General features: G+C 52.4%; 24 protein-coding genes. 7 read left to right on the forward strand and 17 right to left on the reverse strand.

What is annotated here, in order from left to right:
• Positions 1-3 precede the first annotated feature (3 nt).
• From WC593_09060 to WC593_09110, 11 genes are all read right to left on the reverse strand, one after another.
• Entirely contained in the window at positions 4-666 is a 663-nt protein-coding gene (locus WC593_09060; protein ID MFA4825291.1) for a translation initiation factor IF-6, read from the reverse strand.
• On the reverse strand, positions 667-933 hold the full coding sequence (locus tag WC593_09065; GenBank protein MFA4825292.1) for a 50S ribosomal protein L31e: 267 nt from the start codon (positions 931-933) through the stop codon (positions 667-669).
• Positions 934-936: 3 nt separating this feature from the next.
• The gene (locus tag WC593_09070) at positions 937-1,089 is read right to left on the reverse strand and encodes a 50S ribosomal protein L39e (protein MFA4825293.1); all 153 of its coding nucleotides are present in this window, start codon (positions 1,087-1,089) and stop codon (positions 937-939) included.
• A 15-nt stretch (positions 1,090-1,104) separates the two neighbouring features.
• Positions 1,105-1,692 carry an alpha hydrolase gene (locus WC593_09075; GenBank protein MFA4825294.1) on the reverse strand — a complete coding sequence of 196 codons (588 nt, stop codon included), beginning with the start codon at positions 1,690-1,692 and terminating at the stop codon, positions 1,105-1,107.
• Positions 1,689-2,027, reverse strand: coding sequence for a DNA-binding protein (locus WC593_09080; protein MFA4825295.1), 339 nt, complete (start codon positions 2,025-2,027; stop codon positions 1,689-1,691). Before WC593_09080 ends, WC593_09075 begins: the two co-directional genes overlap by 4 nt.
• A 9-nt stretch (positions 2,028-2,036) precedes the next feature.
• Positions 2,037-2,627: a 30S ribosomal protein S19e gene (locus WC593_09085; GenBank protein ID MFA4825296.1), complete on the reverse strand. Its 591-nt coding sequence runs from the start codon at positions 2,625-2,627 to the stop codon at positions 2,037-2,039.
• A 109-nt stretch (positions 2,628-2,736) separates the two neighbouring features.
• Positions 2,737-2,988: a YhbY family RNA-binding protein gene (locus WC593_09090; GenBank protein ID MFA4825297.1), complete on the reverse strand. Its 252-nt coding sequence runs from the start codon at positions 2,986-2,988 to the stop codon at positions 2,737-2,739.
• Entirely contained in the window at positions 2,969-3,298 is a 330-nt protein-coding gene (locus tag WC593_09095) for a ribonuclease P protein component 4 (protein MFA4825298.1), read from the reverse strand. Before WC593_09095 ends, WC593_09090 begins: the two co-directional genes overlap by 20 nt.
• Positions 3,299-3,413: 115 nt before the next feature.
• Positions 3,414-4,016 carry a phosphoribosylglycinamide formyltransferase gene (gene purN, locus WC593_09100; GenBank protein ID MFA4825299.1) on the reverse strand — a complete coding sequence of 201 codons (603 nt, stop codon included), beginning with the start codon at positions 4,014-4,016 and terminating at the stop codon, positions 3,414-3,416.
• 33 nt (positions 4,017-4,049) lie between these two features.
• Positions 4,050-5,330: a hemolysin family protein gene (locus WC593_09105; protein ID MFA4825300.1), complete on the reverse strand. Its 1,281-nt coding sequence runs from the start codon at positions 5,328-5,330 to the stop codon at positions 4,050-4,052.
• 94 nt (positions 5,331-5,424) lie between these two features.
• Complete coding sequence (locus WC593_09110; GenBank protein MFA4825301.1) at positions 5,425-6,246, reverse strand: sugar phosphate isomerase/epimerase family protein; 822 nt, start codon at positions 6,244-6,246, stop codon at positions 5,425-5,427.
• Between the two features lie 42 nt (positions 6,247-6,288).
• On the opposite strand from WC593_09110, the gene xseA reads away from it, so the two are divergent.
• Positions 6,289-7,539, forward strand: a complete 1,251-nt coding sequence (xseA, locus tag WC593_09115) for an exodeoxyribonuclease VII large subunit (protein MFA4825302.1) — start codon at positions 6,289-6,291, stop codon at positions 7,537-7,539.
• Positions 7,523-7,708 (forward strand): exodeoxyribonuclease VII small subunit, encoded by a 186-nt coding sequence (gene xseB / locus WC593_09120; GenBank protein ID MFA4825303.1) that lies wholly within the window; start codon positions 7,523-7,525, stop codon positions 7,706-7,708. Before xseA ends, xseB begins: the two co-directional genes overlap by 17 nt.
• Here the strand turns inward: xseB and WC593_09125 are convergent.
• Positions 7,692-8,120 carry a DUF371 domain-containing protein gene (locus WC593_09125; protein ID MFA4825304.1) on the reverse strand — a complete coding sequence of 143 codons (429 nt, stop codon included), beginning with the start codon at positions 8,118-8,120 and terminating at the stop codon, positions 7,692-7,694. The genes xseB and WC593_09125 overlap by 17 nt on opposite strands.
• Positions 8,121-8,153: 33 nt before the next feature.
• On the opposite strand from WC593_09125, the gene WC593_09130 reads away from it, so the two are divergent.
• The gene (locus tag WC593_09130; GenBank protein ID MFA4825305.1) at positions 8,154-8,732 is read left to right on the forward strand and encodes an HVO_0476 family zinc finger protein; all 579 of its coding nucleotides are present in this window, start codon (positions 8,154-8,156) and stop codon (positions 8,730-8,732) included.
• 180 nt (positions 8,733-8,912) lie between these two features.
• Here WC593_09130 and WC593_09135 read toward each other — a convergent pair whose 3' ends face one another.
• Both WC593_09135 and WC593_09140 read right to left on the reverse strand, forming a co-directional pair.
• Positions 8,913-9,173 carry a thioredoxin family protein gene (locus WC593_09135; protein ID MFA4825306.1) on the reverse strand — a complete coding sequence of 87 codons (261 nt, stop codon included), beginning with the start codon at positions 9,171-9,173 and terminating at the stop codon, positions 8,913-8,915.
• A 44-nt stretch (positions 9,174-9,217) separates the two neighbouring features.
• Positions 9,218-9,910: a hypothetical protein gene (locus WC593_09140; protein MFA4825307.1), complete on the reverse strand. Its 693-nt coding sequence runs from the start codon at positions 9,908-9,910 to the stop codon at positions 9,218-9,220.
• 393 nt (positions 9,911-10,303) lie between these two features.
• Between WC593_09140 and WC593_09145 the strand changes: the two genes are divergently transcribed.
• Complete coding sequence (locus tag WC593_09145; GenBank protein MFA4825308.1) at positions 10,304-11,089, forward strand: CBS domain-containing protein; 786 nt, start codon at positions 10,304-10,306, stop codon at positions 11,087-11,089.
• Between the two features lie 542 nt (positions 11,090-11,631).
• Here the strand turns inward: WC593_09145 and WC593_09150 are convergent.
• The gene (locus WC593_09150) at positions 11,632-12,810 is read right to left on the reverse strand and encodes an NDP-sugar synthase (GenBank protein MFA4825309.1); all 1,179 of its coding nucleotides are present in this window, start codon (positions 12,808-12,810) and stop codon (positions 11,632-11,634) included.
• Between the two features lie 114 nt (positions 12,811-12,924).
• Here WC593_09150 and WC593_09155 point away from each other — a divergent pair, with 114 nt between their 5' ends.
• Both WC593_09155 and WC593_09160 read left to right on the forward strand, forming a co-directional pair.
• Positions 12,925-13,128 (forward strand): hypothetical protein, encoded by a 204-nt coding sequence (locus WC593_09155; protein MFA4825310.1) that lies wholly within the window; start codon positions 12,925-12,927, stop codon positions 13,126-13,128.
• A 187-nt stretch (positions 13,129-13,315) separates the two neighbouring features.
• Positions 13,316-13,582 (forward strand): hypothetical protein, encoded by a 267-nt coding sequence (locus WC593_09160; protein MFA4825311.1) that lies wholly within the window; start codon positions 13,316-13,318, stop codon positions 13,580-13,582.
• A 15-nt stretch (positions 13,583-13,597) separates the two neighbouring features.
• Here WC593_09160 and WC593_09165 read toward each other — a convergent pair whose 3' ends face one another.
• Entirely contained in the window at positions 13,598-15,040 is a 1,443-nt protein-coding gene (locus WC593_09165) for a cobyric acid synthase (protein ID MFA4825312.1), read from the reverse strand.
• Positions 15,041-15,214: 174 nt separating this feature from the next.
• Here WC593_09165 and yciH point away from each other — a divergent pair, with 174 nt between their 5' ends.
• Positions 15,215-15,520: a stress response translation initiation inhibitor YciH gene (yciH, locus tag WC593_09170; GenBank protein MFA4825313.1), complete on the forward strand. Its 306-nt coding sequence runs from the start codon at positions 15,215-15,217 to the stop codon at positions 15,518-15,520.
• 134 nt (positions 15,521-15,654) lie between these two features.
• Here the strand turns inward: yciH and WC593_09175 are convergent, their stop codons facing one another.
• Complete coding sequence (locus WC593_09175; protein ID MFA4825314.1) at positions 15,655-16,776, reverse strand: type II secretion system F family protein; 1,122 nt, start codon at positions 16,774-16,776, stop codon at positions 15,655-15,657.
• Between the last annotated feature and the right edge of the window lies 1 nt (position 16,777).

Raw genomic sequence — 16,777 nt, forward strand, 5'->3', positions numbered from 1 at the left:
ATATCACTCCAGAAATCCAAATACGTCTTCAATCCTGCCAAGCTCAAACCCGCTCGTCGCATTCCCGACAAGGTAACCGGTGTCGTTCGCCATGAGACCGGTACCGATAAGACCGCTGCCCATATTGATCGACCCGGTGCCGACCGGCACGTTTGCAACCGCTTCGATCTGCTTGATCTGGGCATCGGTTGCCCTTGGGTGCACAATGACGCCCTTGTTCGTGGCAACGCCCGCCATACCGACGGTCTTTACCCCGCCAAGAACAAGGTGGATCACTTCAACACCAAGGAAATCGCCGATCTCTTTTACCAGGCCTTCGGGCATGTCCGGGTGGACTGCAGCGAAGGTATCGTTGGCCATGATCACGTTGCCCGCGGCATTCATTGTCTCATTGAGCAGGAACACCTTGCGGTGCTTTGCCAGCTTCTCGATCTCCTCTTCCGTTGCCAGTCCCGAGACGACAACGCCCCGGCTGTTACCGGCAACCAAGGAGCCGATGATCTCGCTACCCTGGATCGTGGTCTCAATGACCTCAACCTGGAGCGCTTCCTTTACTGCATGCCTGAATTCCGGTGTGGAATCCGGCGGGATTATTGCGATATTTCCTACCACCCGGGCAAAAACCCCGATGTTCGGATCGCCTGCAAACGTGATCGTCCTTTCCATCTATGATTCCGGTGCAAGTTCAGCCTGAACCTGCCCGTCCTCCATTTTCATGGCGCGGATACGGATCTTTGACGGTGGCTTCTCTGCGCCCCGGTACCACACCTTCTCATTGATGCCCTGGTCAATCTTGACATCCTCGCTCTTCATGTGCTTGGCGAGATACTTCTTGATATCCTTCATTGCGCCGTTGCACCGCTTCCAGCGCGGCATCCGCTTTGCATTGCGCAGCGGGATGATATACACGTGTTCCTTCATTATTTCAGCCATGGCTCACACCTTCAGCTGGCTCTTGCGCCAGTTTCTTCTCTTCGGGTGCGCAACAACACCGCGTTTGGTCCTAACCATTACCCACTGGGGCACACGGCGGTTCTGGTCGCATGCCTTGGCCAACCGGATCTTCCTGCCTTTGCTTACTTTGCTCATTTTACTCACCTGATATTATGCCTTTCTCCCGATGACCAGCGACTGGTCATGGTGTGCCGGGAAGAGGGGGGCGGGATCAAGTCCGCGTGCGCGGAACGCCTCCCTTATCTCGGCCTCGTAATCACCGTTCCGGATGGTCCCGGTCTCCCCGTATTCCACGATGAGAAACCGGTCCACCAGACGATCGACTTCCGCCTTGACAAAGCCCAACAGGGGTCGCACATACGAACACCCGGTCCGGTTTCCAAGGCTTTGCACCTCAGCACGGGTCAGCATCGGGACACGGTCATTGAACCGTGTGCCGTCACCGACGACTTTATACTCCCTGCTGAGGGTTTCGACCGCGATATGGTGGATACGGTTGATCGCGTCATTCGGGTACCCGCATGACACAACCTGGTCCACCATCTCGTCTTTCAGTCCTTCACGAAACACACGTTTTATCAGGGGAAACCCCAGAGCCTGTGCCGCAGCCTCCAACGATGGGATCTGGCGGAGTGGGTCGAGCACGAACGTATTGAGTTCGACCTCATAATACGTACCCAGCATTATTGCTGCAAGGGAACTGTCCTTTCCGCCGCTGTAGAGCACGCCGGCTTTCATCGTCGTGTGATCGAGTAATCACGTCTCGCTGGCGCAAGCTGCCTGAGCAGTTCTTTGAGCTGCGCATCCGTGATCTTGTTCTTGAGTCTCCCGCTCTGGGCGAGAGATACCAGCTGCTGTTCCACCGAAGCAACAAACTCCGGCTTGGTCAGCTTGATGGTGTTTAATCGTTCCCGGGCATCCGGCTCGAGAACCTGCATGAGGAGCATCTGTATCTGAGACTTTGCCCGCTCCTGGCGTTCAAGGTCTTCCTGCATTGCCTGCTGATCGCCAGCCTGCTGCTGCATTTGTGCCATTCGCCGTTTGCGAAGTTCACTCAGTTCGTCGTCTCCCATGATCAAACCTCACTTGGGGGCTTCAGATTTATCTGCTTTCTTGGCTTTGGGTGCTTTCTTCTCGGTCTTGGCACCGTCTGCGCCTTCTGAAGCCTTGTCGCCACCCTTTGCCTTCCCCTTCTTGGCATCTGCCTTCTTGGGTTCTTCGACAACTGGCACGACACGCTTTGGTACCGGTGCCGGCGGGGTAATCTTTACCTCGTGGGACAGGTTGTCCATGAATGACATGCCTGCTGGCGATACTTTACGGCCGGTCTTGTCGTGGATGATCAACCCTGCTGCTTCCAGCTGCTGGAGAGATTTTCTCAGGATTGATCCACTGCCCTTGCGGAATGCATTCGGGCGTGATCCACGGTTCTTTTTGCCACCGTAAAAGCTTCGCATCCTCTCGACGCCCAGGGGGCCGTCGACATAGACGCGTCTCAACACTGCTGCTGCCCGGGTGAACCACCAGTCGGGATCTTCAGGCGGCATTTCTTTGTGTACCCCGGTCTTTGCAAAGGCAGCCCATGCCGGCGGGACAATTTCCTTCCGCTTCTTGAGCTCCTCAGCGACCCTTCGGATAATATGGTCGGCGGGGACATCGTATACTGTTGTCATCTAGAGACCTCACTGTTGAATTTTTCAATAACAGTCTTTACTTATTTGTGAGTAAGGTTTTTATATATTTCGAGAAGCGAAAAGTCGCTTTGATCGAAGAAAAACAGATTTATTTTTTTATGGTCATTTTTTTATCTGCAAGCACCATCGTCCGTCCCCGGGTTTCCACCAGTTTCGCATGCGCCTGCAGGGCAATGGCTTCCGGATCGACTTCTACGGACTGGAGCCATTTTACCTTGATCATCTTTCTGGTCTTGAGCTGGGAAACGATCTCTTCGATCATCGTTTCGGTACAGCCCTGTTTGCCAATCCATACGGTTGGCTTGAGATCCTGCATCAGTTTATTCGCTTCTTCCGACATGAGGTTTCACCACACGATAGCGTGTATGTTTATTGCAGGCGCCACAGGTGACCACGACATTGCCGCGGTGCACCCGCACCCGCATATTGTTTCCCGGTACGAGGTAGGTATAGCAGTGATGGCAGAACTGGCGGCGCAATTCCTGCGGGATCCGGATCCGCTGGCGCATGGCAATTCTGCGCGCGAGCTCCACATAACGGTTGCTTAAGTCCGGAAACTCTGCAAATGCGAGCCGTGCCTGTTCAAACAGGACAACAATACGCTCCCGTGCAATCTGCTTGGTCACGGGTGTTTTGGATCGCTCTTTCATTGCCTCGTCACCGGCTCCCGGTTGTGCATACTATTCGCTTGACAGATAAAAAACTCGCGGTGAACATAGCGACCCCAGAATCCGATCTGGCTTTATGAATCAGTCACCCCGATCTTCAAAGAATCCGGACCTTCCGCCCGTCAATCACAAGCCGGTCCTCGCAGAAGAGCCGGATCGCTTCCGGGAACGTGACGTGCTCGTGCTCTAAGATCCGTTCCGCCAGTGCATCCTCATCGTCCGTTTCCAGCACCGGCACGCATTTCTGGAGAATGATGGGGCCCCCGTCAAGGCTCTCGTCAACGAAATGCACGGTACAGCCTGCCACTTTTACCCCATGCAGGACCGCCTGCCGCTGGGCATGGAGACCCGTAAAACTGGGCAGGAGGGCCGGATGGATATTGATCATCCTTCCCGGAAACGCTCTTACTATAGATGAGCCGAGAATACGCATGTAACCGGCAAGTACAAAGAGATCCGCACCTGTCTCCTGCATGGAGGCGAGAAGGGAGCGCTCGTAGACTTCCCGCGAGGGAAACGTGGCGTAATCGATGATCCTGCACGGGATACCGGCTTTCTGCGCCCTTTCTATGGCATAGGCTTTCGGGTTATCCGTAATCAATGCCACGCATTCAGCAGGGATCGTCCCTTTTTTTATCGCATCGATGATCGCCTGGAAATTTGAACCCCTGCCCGATGCAACCACTGCAATGCGTTTCATTTTTTCCTCGTAGGCGATACTTGTACACCCGGATTATTCGTTACGCTTTGCATCCTGGGGTTCAGGATGGACCACGATCTTCACTTTCACGATCCTGCGCCCGTGCATCTGCATGACTACGAGCGTGACACCATTGCCGATCGCAATATCCACCTTCTCGCCGGGATGTTTGGGGAGATGCCCGAGCCGGTCAATGATGAGTCCCCCGATCGTCTCGTAGGTCTCATCGGTCGGGAGCGTAAGGTGCATTCGCTCGTTAATATCCTCAACCCACGTCTGGGCATCGACTACATAAACCCCCGGTGCAAGTTCCTGCACTTCGGGCTCTTCTTTGTCATACTCATCCATGATATCGCCGACGAGTTCTTCTAATATATCCTCAACCGTAACGATCCCGACAAAACTGCTGTACTCATCGATGACAACTGCCATCTGCACCCGGTGCACCTGCAGTTCCTTTAACAGGTCATCGATTTTCTGGGTTTCGGGCACAAACATCGGGTCGTACATCACTTCTTTTATTGCCGAGTCCTTGCGCCGGGAGACCATCGCGGAAAAGACATCCTTGACATTTAAGATACCAGTGATATTGTCGATCTGCTCGTGGAACACGGGAATACGCGAGAACCCGGTCTCGTTGAAGATCCTGATCGCCTCTTCAAAGCTGACCGTATCTTCCATGAGAATGACATTGACCCGGGGCGTCATGATCTCCCGGGCGGTGGTATCCGCAAATTCGAGCACCGAGTAGAGCATGTCCTGCTCGCCCTGCTCGATCGTGCCCTCTTCCTTGCCCACATCGATCCATTCCTTGATCTCCTCTTCCGTGACTACCGGTTCTGCAAATTCTTTTCCGATACCCAGTTTCGGGCTGACCCGTTCGACAACCCAGATGATCGGGGTAAAGAGACGGGAGAGGAAGAGGATGACCGGTGCCACCATCAGGGCAAAGGAATCTGACGCGTGTGCAGCATAGATCTTGGGGCCGATCTCGCCAAAGACGAGCAGCACGATGACGACAAACCCGGTGGCAATCCCCACCCCAAGGTCCCCAAACATCTGGATCGCAATTGCTGTTGCTAGTGAAGCGGCTGCAACATTGACAATATTGTTCCCGATAAGGATGGTGATAAGCAGGTGTTCCGGGGATTCCTTGAGGGCAGCTACTGCCTGTGAACCGGGTTTTCCTTCATTGACAAGCGTCCGCACTTTTGCCCGGTGGATCGAGATAAGCGCAACTTCCGAACTGGAAAAAAAAGCGGACAGGAGGATGCAGATAATAAAGAGCAGGATCTCCAAAGCGTCCTGGATCATTGTACTTCACATCGTGCTGGTGCACGCATATTTTTCCTGTTCATAAACGAAATTTCACTACTATATTCGGGGGTGAATTTAATAAAACCAGCGCCTATTTCATGCATTCTTTCATAAATGCGCAATCCCGGGCAAGTACCGCGATCTTTTCTTCTGCGGAGAGCGGGCTGTTAAAATTCAGGTCCTCGATCTCAAGGGTAAGGCAGCCATCGAACCGGTGATCTTTTAAGCACTCCATGACCTGTGCCATGGATGCATACCGGTCGAGTGAGAAATGCGCCTTGCCGTGATCGAACCGGCTGATATGCACATTGATGAGACGGTCATGGCAGAGTTCGATATACCGGAGCGCCTCTGCTTCAGACCGGGAAAAAGCATGCGCCACATCGAGCGTGAAAAACAGCCAGGGTTCATCGTCAAGGAGCTCCCGTACACGCTCCGGGGTACAGAGCAGCGAGTTGACGATCGGCTCCATATTTTCCATGCCGATTTTCGTATGACTTTCCGCCGCTGCCTCGCGCAATACAGAGATATAATGATCAAAGCGGACAAAATCCGCATCACTCGGGGGACGCTTTGCGGTGCGCCGGCCGGGATGGACCGTAAGTACGGGAGCACCGAGTTGTTCGGCAATCCGTAAGGAACGGACTGCATACTCTATGGATATGTCCGCTACCTCCGGATTGATGGAACAGGGATTTAAATCAAGGATCGGGGAGTGCACGGTCAGCACCGGGAGCCCGGGGTGAGCGTTCCTGCACGCGATCACCTCATCCACCGGAAGGTCGCGGAGCCAGAAATGGGGTGTCTCTAACCAGAACTCCATCGCGTTCAGACCCGTGCGGGAGACAAAAGAAAAAATTTCGGGAGTCGTGTACTCGTGAAAGAACATGCTTGCAACGGAGAACGAAACCATGGTAGTACTAATTCATATGCGGTTTTTGCCTAATAGTTGTTGATGGACTGGTTCAACAAGCCCGATGAATCCCCCGGTGGAAAAACCGCACCCCTCATGGTGTCGGAGCTCTCGGCCATCATCGAAGACCTCCTCGACGATGCCCGCCTGCAGGGTGTCTGGGTAAAAGGCGAAGTGACCAACTATACGCATCATTCACGGGGTCACCGCTACTTTTCCCTTTCAGAAAAAGGTGGCGGCAGTACCGCGGCGGTCATCAAATGTGTGATGTGGCGCTCCGATGCTGAGCGCCTGCAGTTCTCCCCAGCAGAGGGCATGGAAGTGATCGTATCCGGAACGGTCCGCCTGTACGCACCGCATGGTTCGTACCAGCTCCAGGTAAAAGAGTTAAAGAAGGCCGGTCTGGGCGAGAAGTACCTGCTCGTGGAACAATGGAAGCGGGAGCTGGCCGCAGAGGGGTGCTTTGCCTCGGAAAAGAAACGCCCCCTCCCGGCATTTCCGGAAAAAATCGGGATTGTCACCTCAGAGACGGGAGCCGTTATTCATGATATCAGGACGGTGATTACCCGGCGCTTCCCGGCAGAGATCATCATCTCACCGACCGCGGTTCAGGGAGAAGAAGCGCATCGCGAGATTGCGCAGGCAATCCGGCGTCTCAGCGGGCGTGTGGATGTCGTGATTGTTGCACGGGGTGGCGGGAGCTTTGAAGATCTCTTTGCCTTCAATCACCCGGATGTCGTGCGGGCAATCGCTGCCTGCCCGGTCCCGGTTGTCAGTGCGATCGGCCACGAAGTGGATGTGACCTTAGCCGATCTCGCCGCAGACCTGCGTGCACCCACCCCTTCAGCAGCAGCTGAACTGGTGGTACCTGACCGTGCGGTCCTCCTCCTGCAGCTGCATGAGCTCAAATCCCTGATGATCGCAACCGTACAGGGAAGAATCGCGTGGGCCCGGGAGGAACTTATCGGCATGCGCGACCGGTTGCGCCCCCAGCGGTTTTTGCACCGGATCGAAGAGCGCAAAACAACCACTGCGGATCTTGCGGACCGGCTTGACAGGGCCTGCATGACACGCATTGAGCGCGAACGCCTGCTCCTTGCCGGGACAAAAACTGCGCTTGAAAGCAGGAGCCCGCTCGCTGTCCTTGCCCGGGGATATTGCGTGGCAGAGAAGAATGGCGCAATCGTAAAACGTGTTGACGGGATCGCACAGAACGACCGGATGAAAATCCGGTTTTATGACGGAAACACCGATGTAATCGTGGAGCGTGTGGACCATGAAAGAAACCTATGAGACAAAAACGGAACAGCTGAGACAGATCATTGAAAAGATTGAAGACGGAAAGACCGGTCTTGATGAGAGCATGCGGCTCTATGAACAGGGTGCGGTACTGGTAAAGCAGTGCGAGACCATGCTTGCCGAAGCAGAAGTACGGATCACGACCCTCAGCCGGGACGCGTAGCCGTCAGGGTTACGATCATTGTTTTTTCCGCGATCAGGTTTTTGATCAACGCATCCGGCAATGTGGCAGCGACCCGGTCCGAATGGATACCGATCGTCCGCCCGCACACAAAACCGCTCCTGCGCCAGACCATGTCGGTCGGGTGCGTCAGGGTGAACTGGGATGAACCCCGGGAATGGATCTCCACTTCACTTTCCCCGCACGCAAGCCGGGTCAGCAGACGCGCATCATCGTGCGAGAGCACTTTTTTAAATTCAGATGAGAGCCCGGCACAACCTTTGTCTGCGGCAATCCCGATGATACAGTTGCCCGTGCTCGTCAGGTGCGACTCCGCGGTTACTTCAAAGGTTGTCGGGTGGTTGCCGGATACCAGCGGGTGACCACGGCAATGAATTATTTCCTGTGCCTCCATGCTTTATCATGTGAGGGTTTCCATTCATATTCAATGTTTATTACCGCCCATTGCCCGGAGTGCGGGGATGAGACCGAACACGAAGTAGTAGCCGAATCCCGCGATAAGCTGGTCCGGTGCACTACCTGCGGTCACCACCAGCGGATTCCAAAAGAGCGTGAGCCGCAATCCCTGCTCATCAAAACGATCATCTCCCGTGAAGGAACCTCGATTGTCGGGGCCATCGAACTCGCAGAAGATGACGAATGCAGCGTAGAAGAACACCTTGTCGCGGAATGCGGGGATGATGCATTCGGCGTCCAGGTCGCCTCCATTGAATTGGCCGGGGACAAGCGGGTGCAGCGGGCCAAGGCAAAGGATATCCTTACCCTCTGGACACGGGCCATCGAGCAGGTGGTAGTCAAGATCTCCATCCACGATGGCAGGAAGACCATTCCGGTGTATCTGCCCTGCGAGGGGGAACAGGAATTTACCGTAGGTGAGAAGTACGTGGTTTCGGGAAAGAGGTTCCAGATCTCCCACCTCAAACTCCGGGACGGACCCCTGATGCGAAAGGAAGGCTGGAAGACCGTAGCGCACCGGATCAAGCGTATCTACGGTGTCCGGTCGTAATTTTTTTTATCCCCTATTTTTTGTTCCTGATATATCCCATCTTTCATGGGATTGCCCGTTTGCTTCGCAGCGCAATGCATTTTTTCTCATGAAGTATAAAAAAAGAGAACCGCTCCGGGATCTGTCGTTTCGTGGGGGAGGTGGGTATCCCCCGGCTTTCCCATTCACTTACCTGATACGTTACCGGTATTTTTTCAGGGCCGCTTCGAGCTGCTCTGTATGGACAACTCCTTCAAACTGCTCTTTGACCACGTCATTGATCAGGATCACGATAGTCGGTGTCACTTTTAACCCGTATTGTTTGATCATCTGGGGGTTTTTCACCGCATCTATCTCTTCGATTTTGACGGCCAGGTTTTTTTCCACTTCCCGGTTGATCGGGGTCTGCTCCATACACCCCATGCATCCCGGCTGGTAAAAACAGATCACACGCACTGCCATGAACAGGAATGAACAGTAGTGATAAAAAAGAGTATGGGTATGAATCAGTTGTTGCCGTTAATCGATACTACCTTGATGTCAACAGTGGGGTACCCGAAATCCACGACGGCACCCTCTGACGTTTTCTGTGACACTTCTCCAACCCGCAGATATGTCTGGGTGGACTGGTTTGTGGCCATTGCTTCCGGATTATCAGACACTCCCATTGCAATGATATTGCCGACATTGATATCGGTCATGTTCACGCCATTGCGCTTGAGCATTTCCGGGGACCAGAGCTGGGTCATTGACGCAGATGAAGGAATGGGAATCCGTTTCAGCTCGTTTGCCTTCATACCGACGATACCAGAACTCATCGCATCATATTCTGGAGCAAAAAGAGCAAACTGGTTGGCCCAGCCCGTGCTGGTTGAGTATACCTGCACCGGGAAGAGCTGATGTGTCAGGGACTGGTTGGCTGTTACGGAGAGCTGCTTGGAAAAAAGCATGGATCTTCCCTGAGCCACTGCCTGTTTAAAGAGCGTCTGGTCCGTCGTAAGGATGGGATTTCCCCCGGCATCGTAAAGGGTGTAATCGATCACGGCTACATCCCCGGGCTTAACAACCGTAAATGCGCTGATCCAGCCGGAGCCCATGCCGGAAACTATCATAAGTACAACAAAAAGTACACAGGCGCCAACCACGACAAACTTTTTCCACTGTGCTACTGTTTTTTCTTTCTGTTTCTTTTCGCCCATTGTTTTGAATCCTCCTTATTAAATCATAGTCCAACCGTCATAAACTATTCCGCAGGTTACCTGAGTACGCACAAAAATAATGGAAAAATACCCTGACTGAACAGACCCCATCGTTTCTTGAGACCGGGAGATTGGCAAAGGATGGAATTTACAAGACCCGGCGATATTAATCGTTAACTTCGTTGTGGTAGGAGACAGATGGAAGGCGGGGGGGTTGTTACATTGCCAGAAGATGTTTTTTAAAAAGATACTAAAAAGCCATGTAAAAAAATTCCCGAGGGCATGCTATAAAATACAATCATGCAGGGGAGATCCCGGAGTGAGATCCAATACCGGCAACACTCCCCATTTTGTCCGATGTCTTTTAGTACTCTCTTATCAGAAGCTGTACTGATGGACAAGAAGAAGGTCAAGGATTATATGACGTATGATGTCGTCAGTATTGATCTTCATAGCACAGCAAAAGACGTCACCGAGAAGATCCAGAAAACAAACCATGACGGATTTCCGGTTGTTGACGGTGATGTGGTGGTGGGTTATATTTCAGCCCGCGATCTCCTGTTTATCCAGCCCGGATCCTCCGTTGAGCAGGTGATGTCCGGGAACCTCATCGTTGCTGACCCGGACATGGATATCAACGATGCAGCACGGGTGATCTTCAGGTCCGGCATCCAGAAGCTGCCGGTAGTTGATGAGAAAAACCACTTGCTGGGCATCATCTCCAACTCGGATGTGATACGCTCCCAGATCGAGCATGTATCCCCGGAAAAAGTGTTTAATTTTATCTCAACGCTTAAAAAACTCTACGGGGTGGATCCCGCCTTGGATCGCGGAACGGTGCCGGTAACAGATCTCCTGCCCACCCAGTCAAAAATTTATGAAGATGAGCTGGAAGGGAGAATGTATGAGATCAAAAAAGGCCTTGCCGAACCGATTATCGTTGTAAGACGCCCGGGCAGGATCATCCTTGTCGATGGCCATCACCGGGCGATTGCAGCAAAGCGCCTCGGGATTACTGCACTGGATGCCTATATCATCGAGATAAAAGAGGATATCGAGCTCGGCATGGAACGGACTGCGGCTGCGATGAATTTAAAGACGCTGGACGATGTGCAGGTGCTCGATTACGCCCGCCACCCGCTGGTTGCAATCACCCACCGGCTGGTCCGGAGAGTGTAATTTTTTTGCTCATCGCTGTTTTGAAAATGTAACGCATGTATGGGGCAGAATATTAAGATGGGGGTTGAAATCCCCATACCCCCAGATACGATAAATTCCGCCGACCTCAAAGGGCGCCCCGCGGCGGTTCAATGACAAAAATAATAAAACCTCATTGTCCCGGCGTACCTCAGAGAGGCCTTGATGCGGGGGAATATCACAAACAAATTTCAGTAACATATCTTACCACCACCAAACAGCGAAGAACCTTTTTTTATGCTCTGTAAAATTATTTAGAAAACTCTGACGCTCTTTGGGGCTTCGCCCCCGCCACTGCGGCACCCCCCATTGCGATGACGACGTATTACCTGTAACCTTACCCGGGCTATCGCGCTGCGCCCGTCCCCCAACAGGGGACTGGTGGCGCAAGAGGGGGGCAATATATTATGTAAATAAAGGTTTTCTACAATGTAATTTTTTAAAATCAAAACGTATAGTCCGGGTAATGTAAAAGCGGGTGGAGTTACCGGACCAAAAATTTTCAGATTGACCGATTTTAATTATTATGACCCGTCATACCGCAGGTCAAATTTCTCATTGAGCACATGCTCTTTTACAATCATCCCGTCCGGTACAACTACTTCGGGCCAGAGGCGTGTCTTGGAATGGACAACCACATGATCCCGCAGCACCACGCGGGGGCCGATCACGGTGTCGTTTTCAATACTGCAGTGTTCCCCGATGTGCGTGTCATTATCGATGATACTTCCCGAGATCGTGCTGTTCGCCCCGACAATGACCCGGTTATACAGCGATGATGAGAAGATCTTGGAATTATTCCGGATAATACACTTATCTCCCATGCTCGTATACGGGCCGATCAGGACATTATCCCCGATGGTAGTTCCCGGGCCGATAGAAACCGGACCGATCACCTTGGTATTCTTCCCCAGTGTGATCGAATCGCCGAGCTGGACGGGACCCTGCACCTGTGCTCCGTGCATCGACAGATTACCGATAATGTCGGTGAACGTGAGATCCTGCAGTTTCCAGCGTTCGGCCTGGCGAAGCGAGTGCGGGCTTCCCACGTCTGTCCAGTTCCCGCGTGCGAGCCAGCCTTTGATCACGTATCCCTGATCCATCAGTGAGGGGAAGAGATCACGGGCGAAATCATACCGGGTTCCCGCAGGGATATGATCAAAAATCTCCGGACTGCATACATACATACCGGTACTGGCAAGATTTGAGAAGATCTCACCGGGAGCCGGTTTTTCCTTGAACCTTTTTATCTCGTAGCTCACATCGATCTCAGCGATACCATACTCACTTGGATCGTCAATCGAGATCAAGCCAATCGATGTTGTAGCCTTCTGCTTCTGGTGCGAACGGTAAAACTCGAGCACGTTTAAGTCCGTAACATGGTCGCCACCGACGACAAGAAAATCCTGTCCATCGAGATACTTCTGGGCATTTTTTACACTCCCGGCAGTTCCCAGCTTGGACTCCTCGTGGACGTACGTGATCTCAACCCCGAAGAGCGAACCATCACCGAGTGCTTCTTCAATAGCACTCCCCATATAGCCAAGGGTAAGGACAACCTCCCGAAAGCCCAGGTTTGACAGGTGTGAGACGAGATGATGAATTGATGGGCGGTTAACAATCGGAATACAGGGTTTTGGCCGTTCAAACGTGAGCGGGCGGAGCCGGGTGCCCTCGCCCCCGCACATAATACACACCTTCATAGCGCAGTTTTTAGCGCTGGAGCATTTTAAAGATAGTGATGAAGGCTTTGGGTTTCAACTGGACGAATGCTCCTGATGACAATGGAAAAAATTGCGAATCGTCATGGAGGCTCTATGTCCATCATGCTTCCGCTTCCGCCGCATGGGCATTCCAACAGAGATAAGAGATTAAGCGAACAATGGAAAATTGGATTTCTTTTAAAAATTCTTTTCTTCAATATAATGATGGGGGTTGAAACCCCCATACCCTCGTATATGATGAACTCCGCCGCCCCCGAAGGGGCGCCCCCGCGGCGGATCAGTGACAAAAAATATTGAAACCTCCTTGCCCCGCCCTGAGTCGGAGAGGTCCTGAGGTGAGGGCCCCTCACAATATCATGAATTTTGTTGCATCGACTGTGAACCCGATAGATTCATGCAAGTTTCTACAAGGCCTGAACATACCCCCTATCTATTATCTTAAATTCCCAGCAGACACAATGCGTAGTAACAGAGCTATCATACCATGACCGATGAGGAATACCGGATTCTTCCCGTACAAAAAGGAAAGGTGCAGTGCCTTGCTGAAAAGAAAGAACCCATAGAAAATTGCGGTTTCTGCATCCATTCCCGGGAATTTAAGGTTCAGGAACGGTTCATCAAATCCCCGGCACTTGCCTATTGTACAAAATGCAGGATAACTGAAAAAGTTGATTTTACCAGGGCTGAAGCCGTGAAATGTGCAGACCGGCAAGGCGGCGGTTTTCACAGCATCACCAATCTCATCAGCTGATCCTTTTTTTGCCGGTTACATAGTCAGCATTGCCTGAACCGCATCCATATCGACATGCTTTTCGAACAGGTCGGCCAGCACTTCATAGGGATCCTCACTACAGGGTGGAATCGGTTCAAAGGGTATTTTCTTCTTTTTGGCAAGATATGCAAGAAGTGCATTTGCCGCAGACGGGTTCTGGAAAAGCCCGTGCAGGTAGGTGCCAAAGACCAGGCCGTCCCCACTCACCCGGCCATCCCCGTGCAATGCTTCCGCATCGCCACCGGGCTCGGTGACTCCCATATGGATCTCGTAGCCGGTGATATCACCCATTGCTGAAAGGATCGGGGGTACTGAACATGCTGTACGTTTCACCTGCGTCGTGGTCTTGTCATAGGACGAGAAGTGGGTGATCCCGTCCAGCAACCCAAGCCCTTCATAGGTTCCTGCAGCTGATTCAAACCCTGCATCGATGATCTGCCGGCCCAGCATCTGGTACCCTCCGCAGATCCCGATCACGGGCACCTTCCGCTTCCGGGCATTCCTGATCTCACGATCTGTACCGGTCTGGAAAAGTACTGCAAGGTCTTCGATCGTATTCTTGGTACCCGGAATAATGATACAATCATACCCGTCAAGCGGGGTGCCCGGCGCTACGTAATCAACCGCTGCATGCTGTTCGAGCAGCTCAAAATCAGTGAAATTTGAGATCCGGGGGAGCCGGATTACGGCTATCCGTATCCCATTCGTCCCGGCTTTTTTATCGCCGATCGAGAGTGAATCCTCGCTGGGCAGGGGCAGGCTGAAGTACGGGACAACGCCGAGCACCGGTACTCCGGTCAACTCTTCGATCTTTTGTATTCCCGGCGCAAATATGGCAGGGTCTCCCCGGAACTTGTTGATAATGATACCTTTTACCAGCGGTTTGAGTTCTTCGGGCAGGAGCATAAGTGTGCCGCAGACCTGAGCAAACACGCCGCCCCGTTCGATATCTGCCACAAGGATAATAGGGACGCGAAGTTTTTTTGCAAGCAGGGTATTTGCGATATCCCGATCATAGAGATTGAGCTCCGCCGCACCACCCGCCCCTTCGATCACCACCTCCCCATACGTGGATTTCAGCCGATGGTAGGATTCAAGCGCTTTTTTGAGTAACCGGGGAGTCTCCTTATAGTACTCCGTGATCGCAACATCCTTGTACGGGCGCCCGTTGAGCACCACCTGCGATACGCAGTCGCCTTTTGGTTTGAGAAGCACCGGGTTCATATCCGTATGGGGGGATTGCCGGGCTGCAATTGCCTGCATAGCCTGTGCCATACCAATCTCACCCCCGTCCGGAGTAACATACGAGTTGAGACTCATGTTCTGGGATTTGAATGGGGCTACGGTAAACCCCCGCCGTACCAGGCAGCGGCAGATCGCAGCAACGGTTACGCTCTTTCCCACATGGGACGCAGATCCCATCACAAACAACGACATTTCCTTACGTGTACTTTGCATACGCAGGTCATAAAAATCCATGCTTTTCCGGGCGATGGGAGATCGTAACTGGTTGAAATTGCTCAGTTTTCTTAAAAAAATACTGATTTTAAGGCTGCGCATTCTTTCGGCAATGCCAAGTAATAAATAACCATAAACGTAAATTTAGGTGTAATGATTGGTGGGATTTGCCCGACGTGTGGACTACCTAAGGAGCTATGCATCTGCGAGGAGGTAGCAAAGGAACAGCAAAGGATCAATGTCAAGGTGAACAAACGGCGCTATGGAAAAGAAGTGACCGTTATCGAAGGACTTGATCCAACTGATATCGATCTTGAAGATCTTTCAAAATACATGAAAGGAAAACTGGCCTGCGGTGGAACGGTCAAAGGAAACTCCATCGAACTTCAGGGAAACCACCGTGACCGGGTCAAAGAGCTGCTCTCATTAAAAGGGTACAGCACGGAAAATATTTCCTGATTTTTTCTTTTTTTATATACTCAGTGCATTTTCTTACTGCTATTGTCCCGAGCGGACCGTTTTTATATCCCGTTTTATTCCCGGGATTGTGGTGCAGCCGGTAATCCGGTCACCGGCGGATCCGGAAAAAAAGTTCAGATGAAGAACCGGAAGGTAACCCATGCTACCAGCAGCATGATCGCAGAGTATTTCAGACCGGATATAAACCGTGCCTCCCCCATCTGGCCGGCTACCAGCCCCGAGAAGAATCCCTGGAGCATGGCAGCGTGCGAGAAGAGTCGCTTGTAGACGAAGATATCAATAAACCCCCCGAATCCCTTTGCCCCGGAAGAAACAGCGGTTGCCCCGGCGGTTGCCATCGTCGAAAGGAACGAGGTGACCAGGATCGCAATCACAAACAGGAACACTGCAAACGAAACGAGCACGATAACAACGTAGATCAGCATGTTGTTACTGCGTTCCTGCTGGAGGTTGACCACTTCATAGGTATCCTTTGCCGCTGCACGCAGTACTTCACTTACGTCACCTCCGGCCTTGCTTGCCTTTGCGATCAGGTCAACACTCCGGTCTGCAAGGGGGGTTCCCAGGTTTTTACCGAACCGGTACAGTGCCTCGACAAAACCAATGCCCCAGGACATCTCATTGTCAAGTTTACGGATATGGGGTGTCAGGGTGCCATACTCTGCTGCAGCTACGAGGTGCACCGCATTGGGCAGCGTCATACCGGAATCGTTCATACCGGCAAGATCCCGAAAAAAGTTCGGGAGAGCATTTTCCAGGCTTGAGACCCGCCATTGTTCCTTAAGATCGAGAAGGGCAAGGGGAACAATAGCGATGAGCACGGCAAAAACGGCAAAATCATCGATAACTGTGGAATTGAAGAGTACCTTAATCCCGTAGGTCTTCACACTGAACCAGAATCCGCCAATGAAGACGATCAAACCCAGGGGTATACAGACGATCAGGATGTTGACCGGATTCTCGGTGAGTACTCGAAGCGGATGTCTGAGGAATCTTCCGAATCCCTCCCGTGTCTGGCGTTCATGCTCCAGTTTCTTAGTGATTTCCTGGAACTCCGCCTCAACAGAACCCAGATCAGCGGATTTTACCAGGGGAGGGGCATCCGTGCCACGGTTAAAGAGATTTTTAAACCGGTTCCTGATACCCGTATCCGCACTCGCGTCAGGGGGTGTGACGGACGGCGGGATGCCGGCGCCCCGGTGAATGATATTGTCGATCCGATCCTTGATCCCCATT

The sequence above is a fragment of the Methanoregula sp. genome, from assembly GCA_041645435.1.
Taxonomy (GTDB): Archaea; Halobacteriota; Methanomicrobia; order Methanomicrobiales; family Methanospirillaceae; genus Methanoregula.

Bases quoted from the DNA above. Each gene is read 5' to 3' on its own strand.
- purN (MFA4825299.1), bottom strand. From the start codon at position 4,016: ATGAAACGCATTGCAGTGGTTGCATCGGGCAGGGGTTCAAATTTCCAG.
- WC593_09125 (MFA4825304.1), bottom strand. From the start codon at position 8,120: ATGGAGGCACAGGAAATAATTCATTGCCGTGGTCACCCGCTGGTATCC.
- WC593_09095 (MFA4825298.1), bottom strand. From the start codon at position 3,298: ATGAAAGAGCGATCCAAAACACCCGTGACCAAGCAGATTGCACGGGAG.
- WC593_09135 (MFA4825306.1), bottom strand. From the start codon at position 9,173: ATGGCAGTGCGTGTGATCTGTTTTTACCAGCCGGGATGCATGGGGTGT.
- WC593_09110 (MFA4825301.1), bottom strand. From the start codon at position 6,246: ATGGTTTCGTTCTCCGTTGCAAGCATGTTCTTTCACGAGTACACGACT.
- WC593_09160 (MFA4825311.1), top strand. From the start codon at position 13,316: ATGACCGATGAGGAATACCGGATTCTTCCCGTACAAAAAGGAAAGGTG.
- WC593_09090 (MFA4825297.1), bottom strand. From the start codon at position 2,988: ATGTCGGAAGAAGCGAATAAACTGATGCAGGATCTCAAGCCAACCGTA.
- WC593_09080 (MFA4825295.1), bottom strand. From the start codon at position 2,027: ATGGGAGACGACGAACTGAGTGAACTTCGCAAACGGCGAATGGCACAA.
- WC593_09150 (MFA4825309.1), bottom strand. From the start codon at position 12,810: ATGAAGGTGTGTATTATGTGCGGGGGCGAGGGCACCCGGCTCCGCCCG.
- WC593_09085 (MFA4825296.1), bottom strand. From the start codon at position 2,627: ATGACAACAGTATACGATGTCCCCGCCGACCATATTATCCGAAGGGTC.
- WC593_09155 (MFA4825310.1), top strand. From the start codon at position 12,925: ATGTCCATCATGCTTCCGCTTCCGCCGCATGGGCATTCCAACAGAGAT.
- WC593_09130 (MFA4825305.1), top strand. From the start codon at position 8,154: ATGTTTATTACCGCCCATTGCCCGGAGTGCGGGGATGAGACCGAACAC.
- xseA (MFA4825302.1), top strand. From the start codon at position 6,289: ATGGACTGGTTCAACAAGCCCGATGAATCCCCCGGTGGAAAAACCGCA.
- WC593_09140 (MFA4825307.1), bottom strand. From the start codon at position 9,910: ATGGGCGAAAAGAAACAGAAAGAAAAAACAGTAGCACAGTGGAAAAAG.
- WC593_09165 (MFA4825312.1), bottom strand. From the start codon at position 15,040: ATGTCGTTGTTTGTGATGGGATCTGCGTCCCATGTGGGAAAGAGCGTA.
- xseB (MFA4825303.1), top strand. From the start codon at position 7,523: ATGAAAGAAACCTATGAGACAAAAACGGAACAGCTGAGACAGATCATT.
- WC593_09070 (MFA4825293.1), bottom strand. From the start codon at position 1,089: ATGAGCAAAGTAAGCAAAGGCAGGAAGATCCGGTTGGCCAAGGCATGC.
- WC593_09075 (MFA4825294.1), bottom strand. From the start codon at position 1,692: ATGAAAGCCGGCGTGCTCTACAGCGGCGGAAAGGACAGTTCCCTTGCA.
- WC593_09060 (MFA4825291.1), bottom strand. From the start codon at position 666: ATGGAAAGGACGATCACGTTTGCAGGCGATCCGAACATCGGGGTTTTT.
- WC593_09175 (MFA4825314.1), bottom strand. From the start codon at position 16,776: ATGGGGATCAAGGATCGGATCGACAATATCATTCACCGGGGCGCCGGC.
- yciH (MFA4825313.1), top strand. From the start codon at position 15,215: ATGATTGGTGGGATTTGCCCGACGTGTGGACTACCTAAGGAGCTATGC.
- WC593_09145 (MFA4825308.1), top strand. From the start codon at position 10,304: ATGGACAAGAAGAAGGTCAAGGATTATATGACGTATGATGTCGTCAGT.
- WC593_09105 (MFA4825300.1), bottom strand. From the start codon at position 5,330: ATGATCCAGGACGCTTTGGAGATCCTGCTCTTTATTATCTGCATCCTC.
- WC593_09065 (MFA4825292.1), bottom strand. From the start codon at position 933: ATGGCTGAAATAATGAAGGAACACGTGTATATCATCCCGCTGCGCAAT.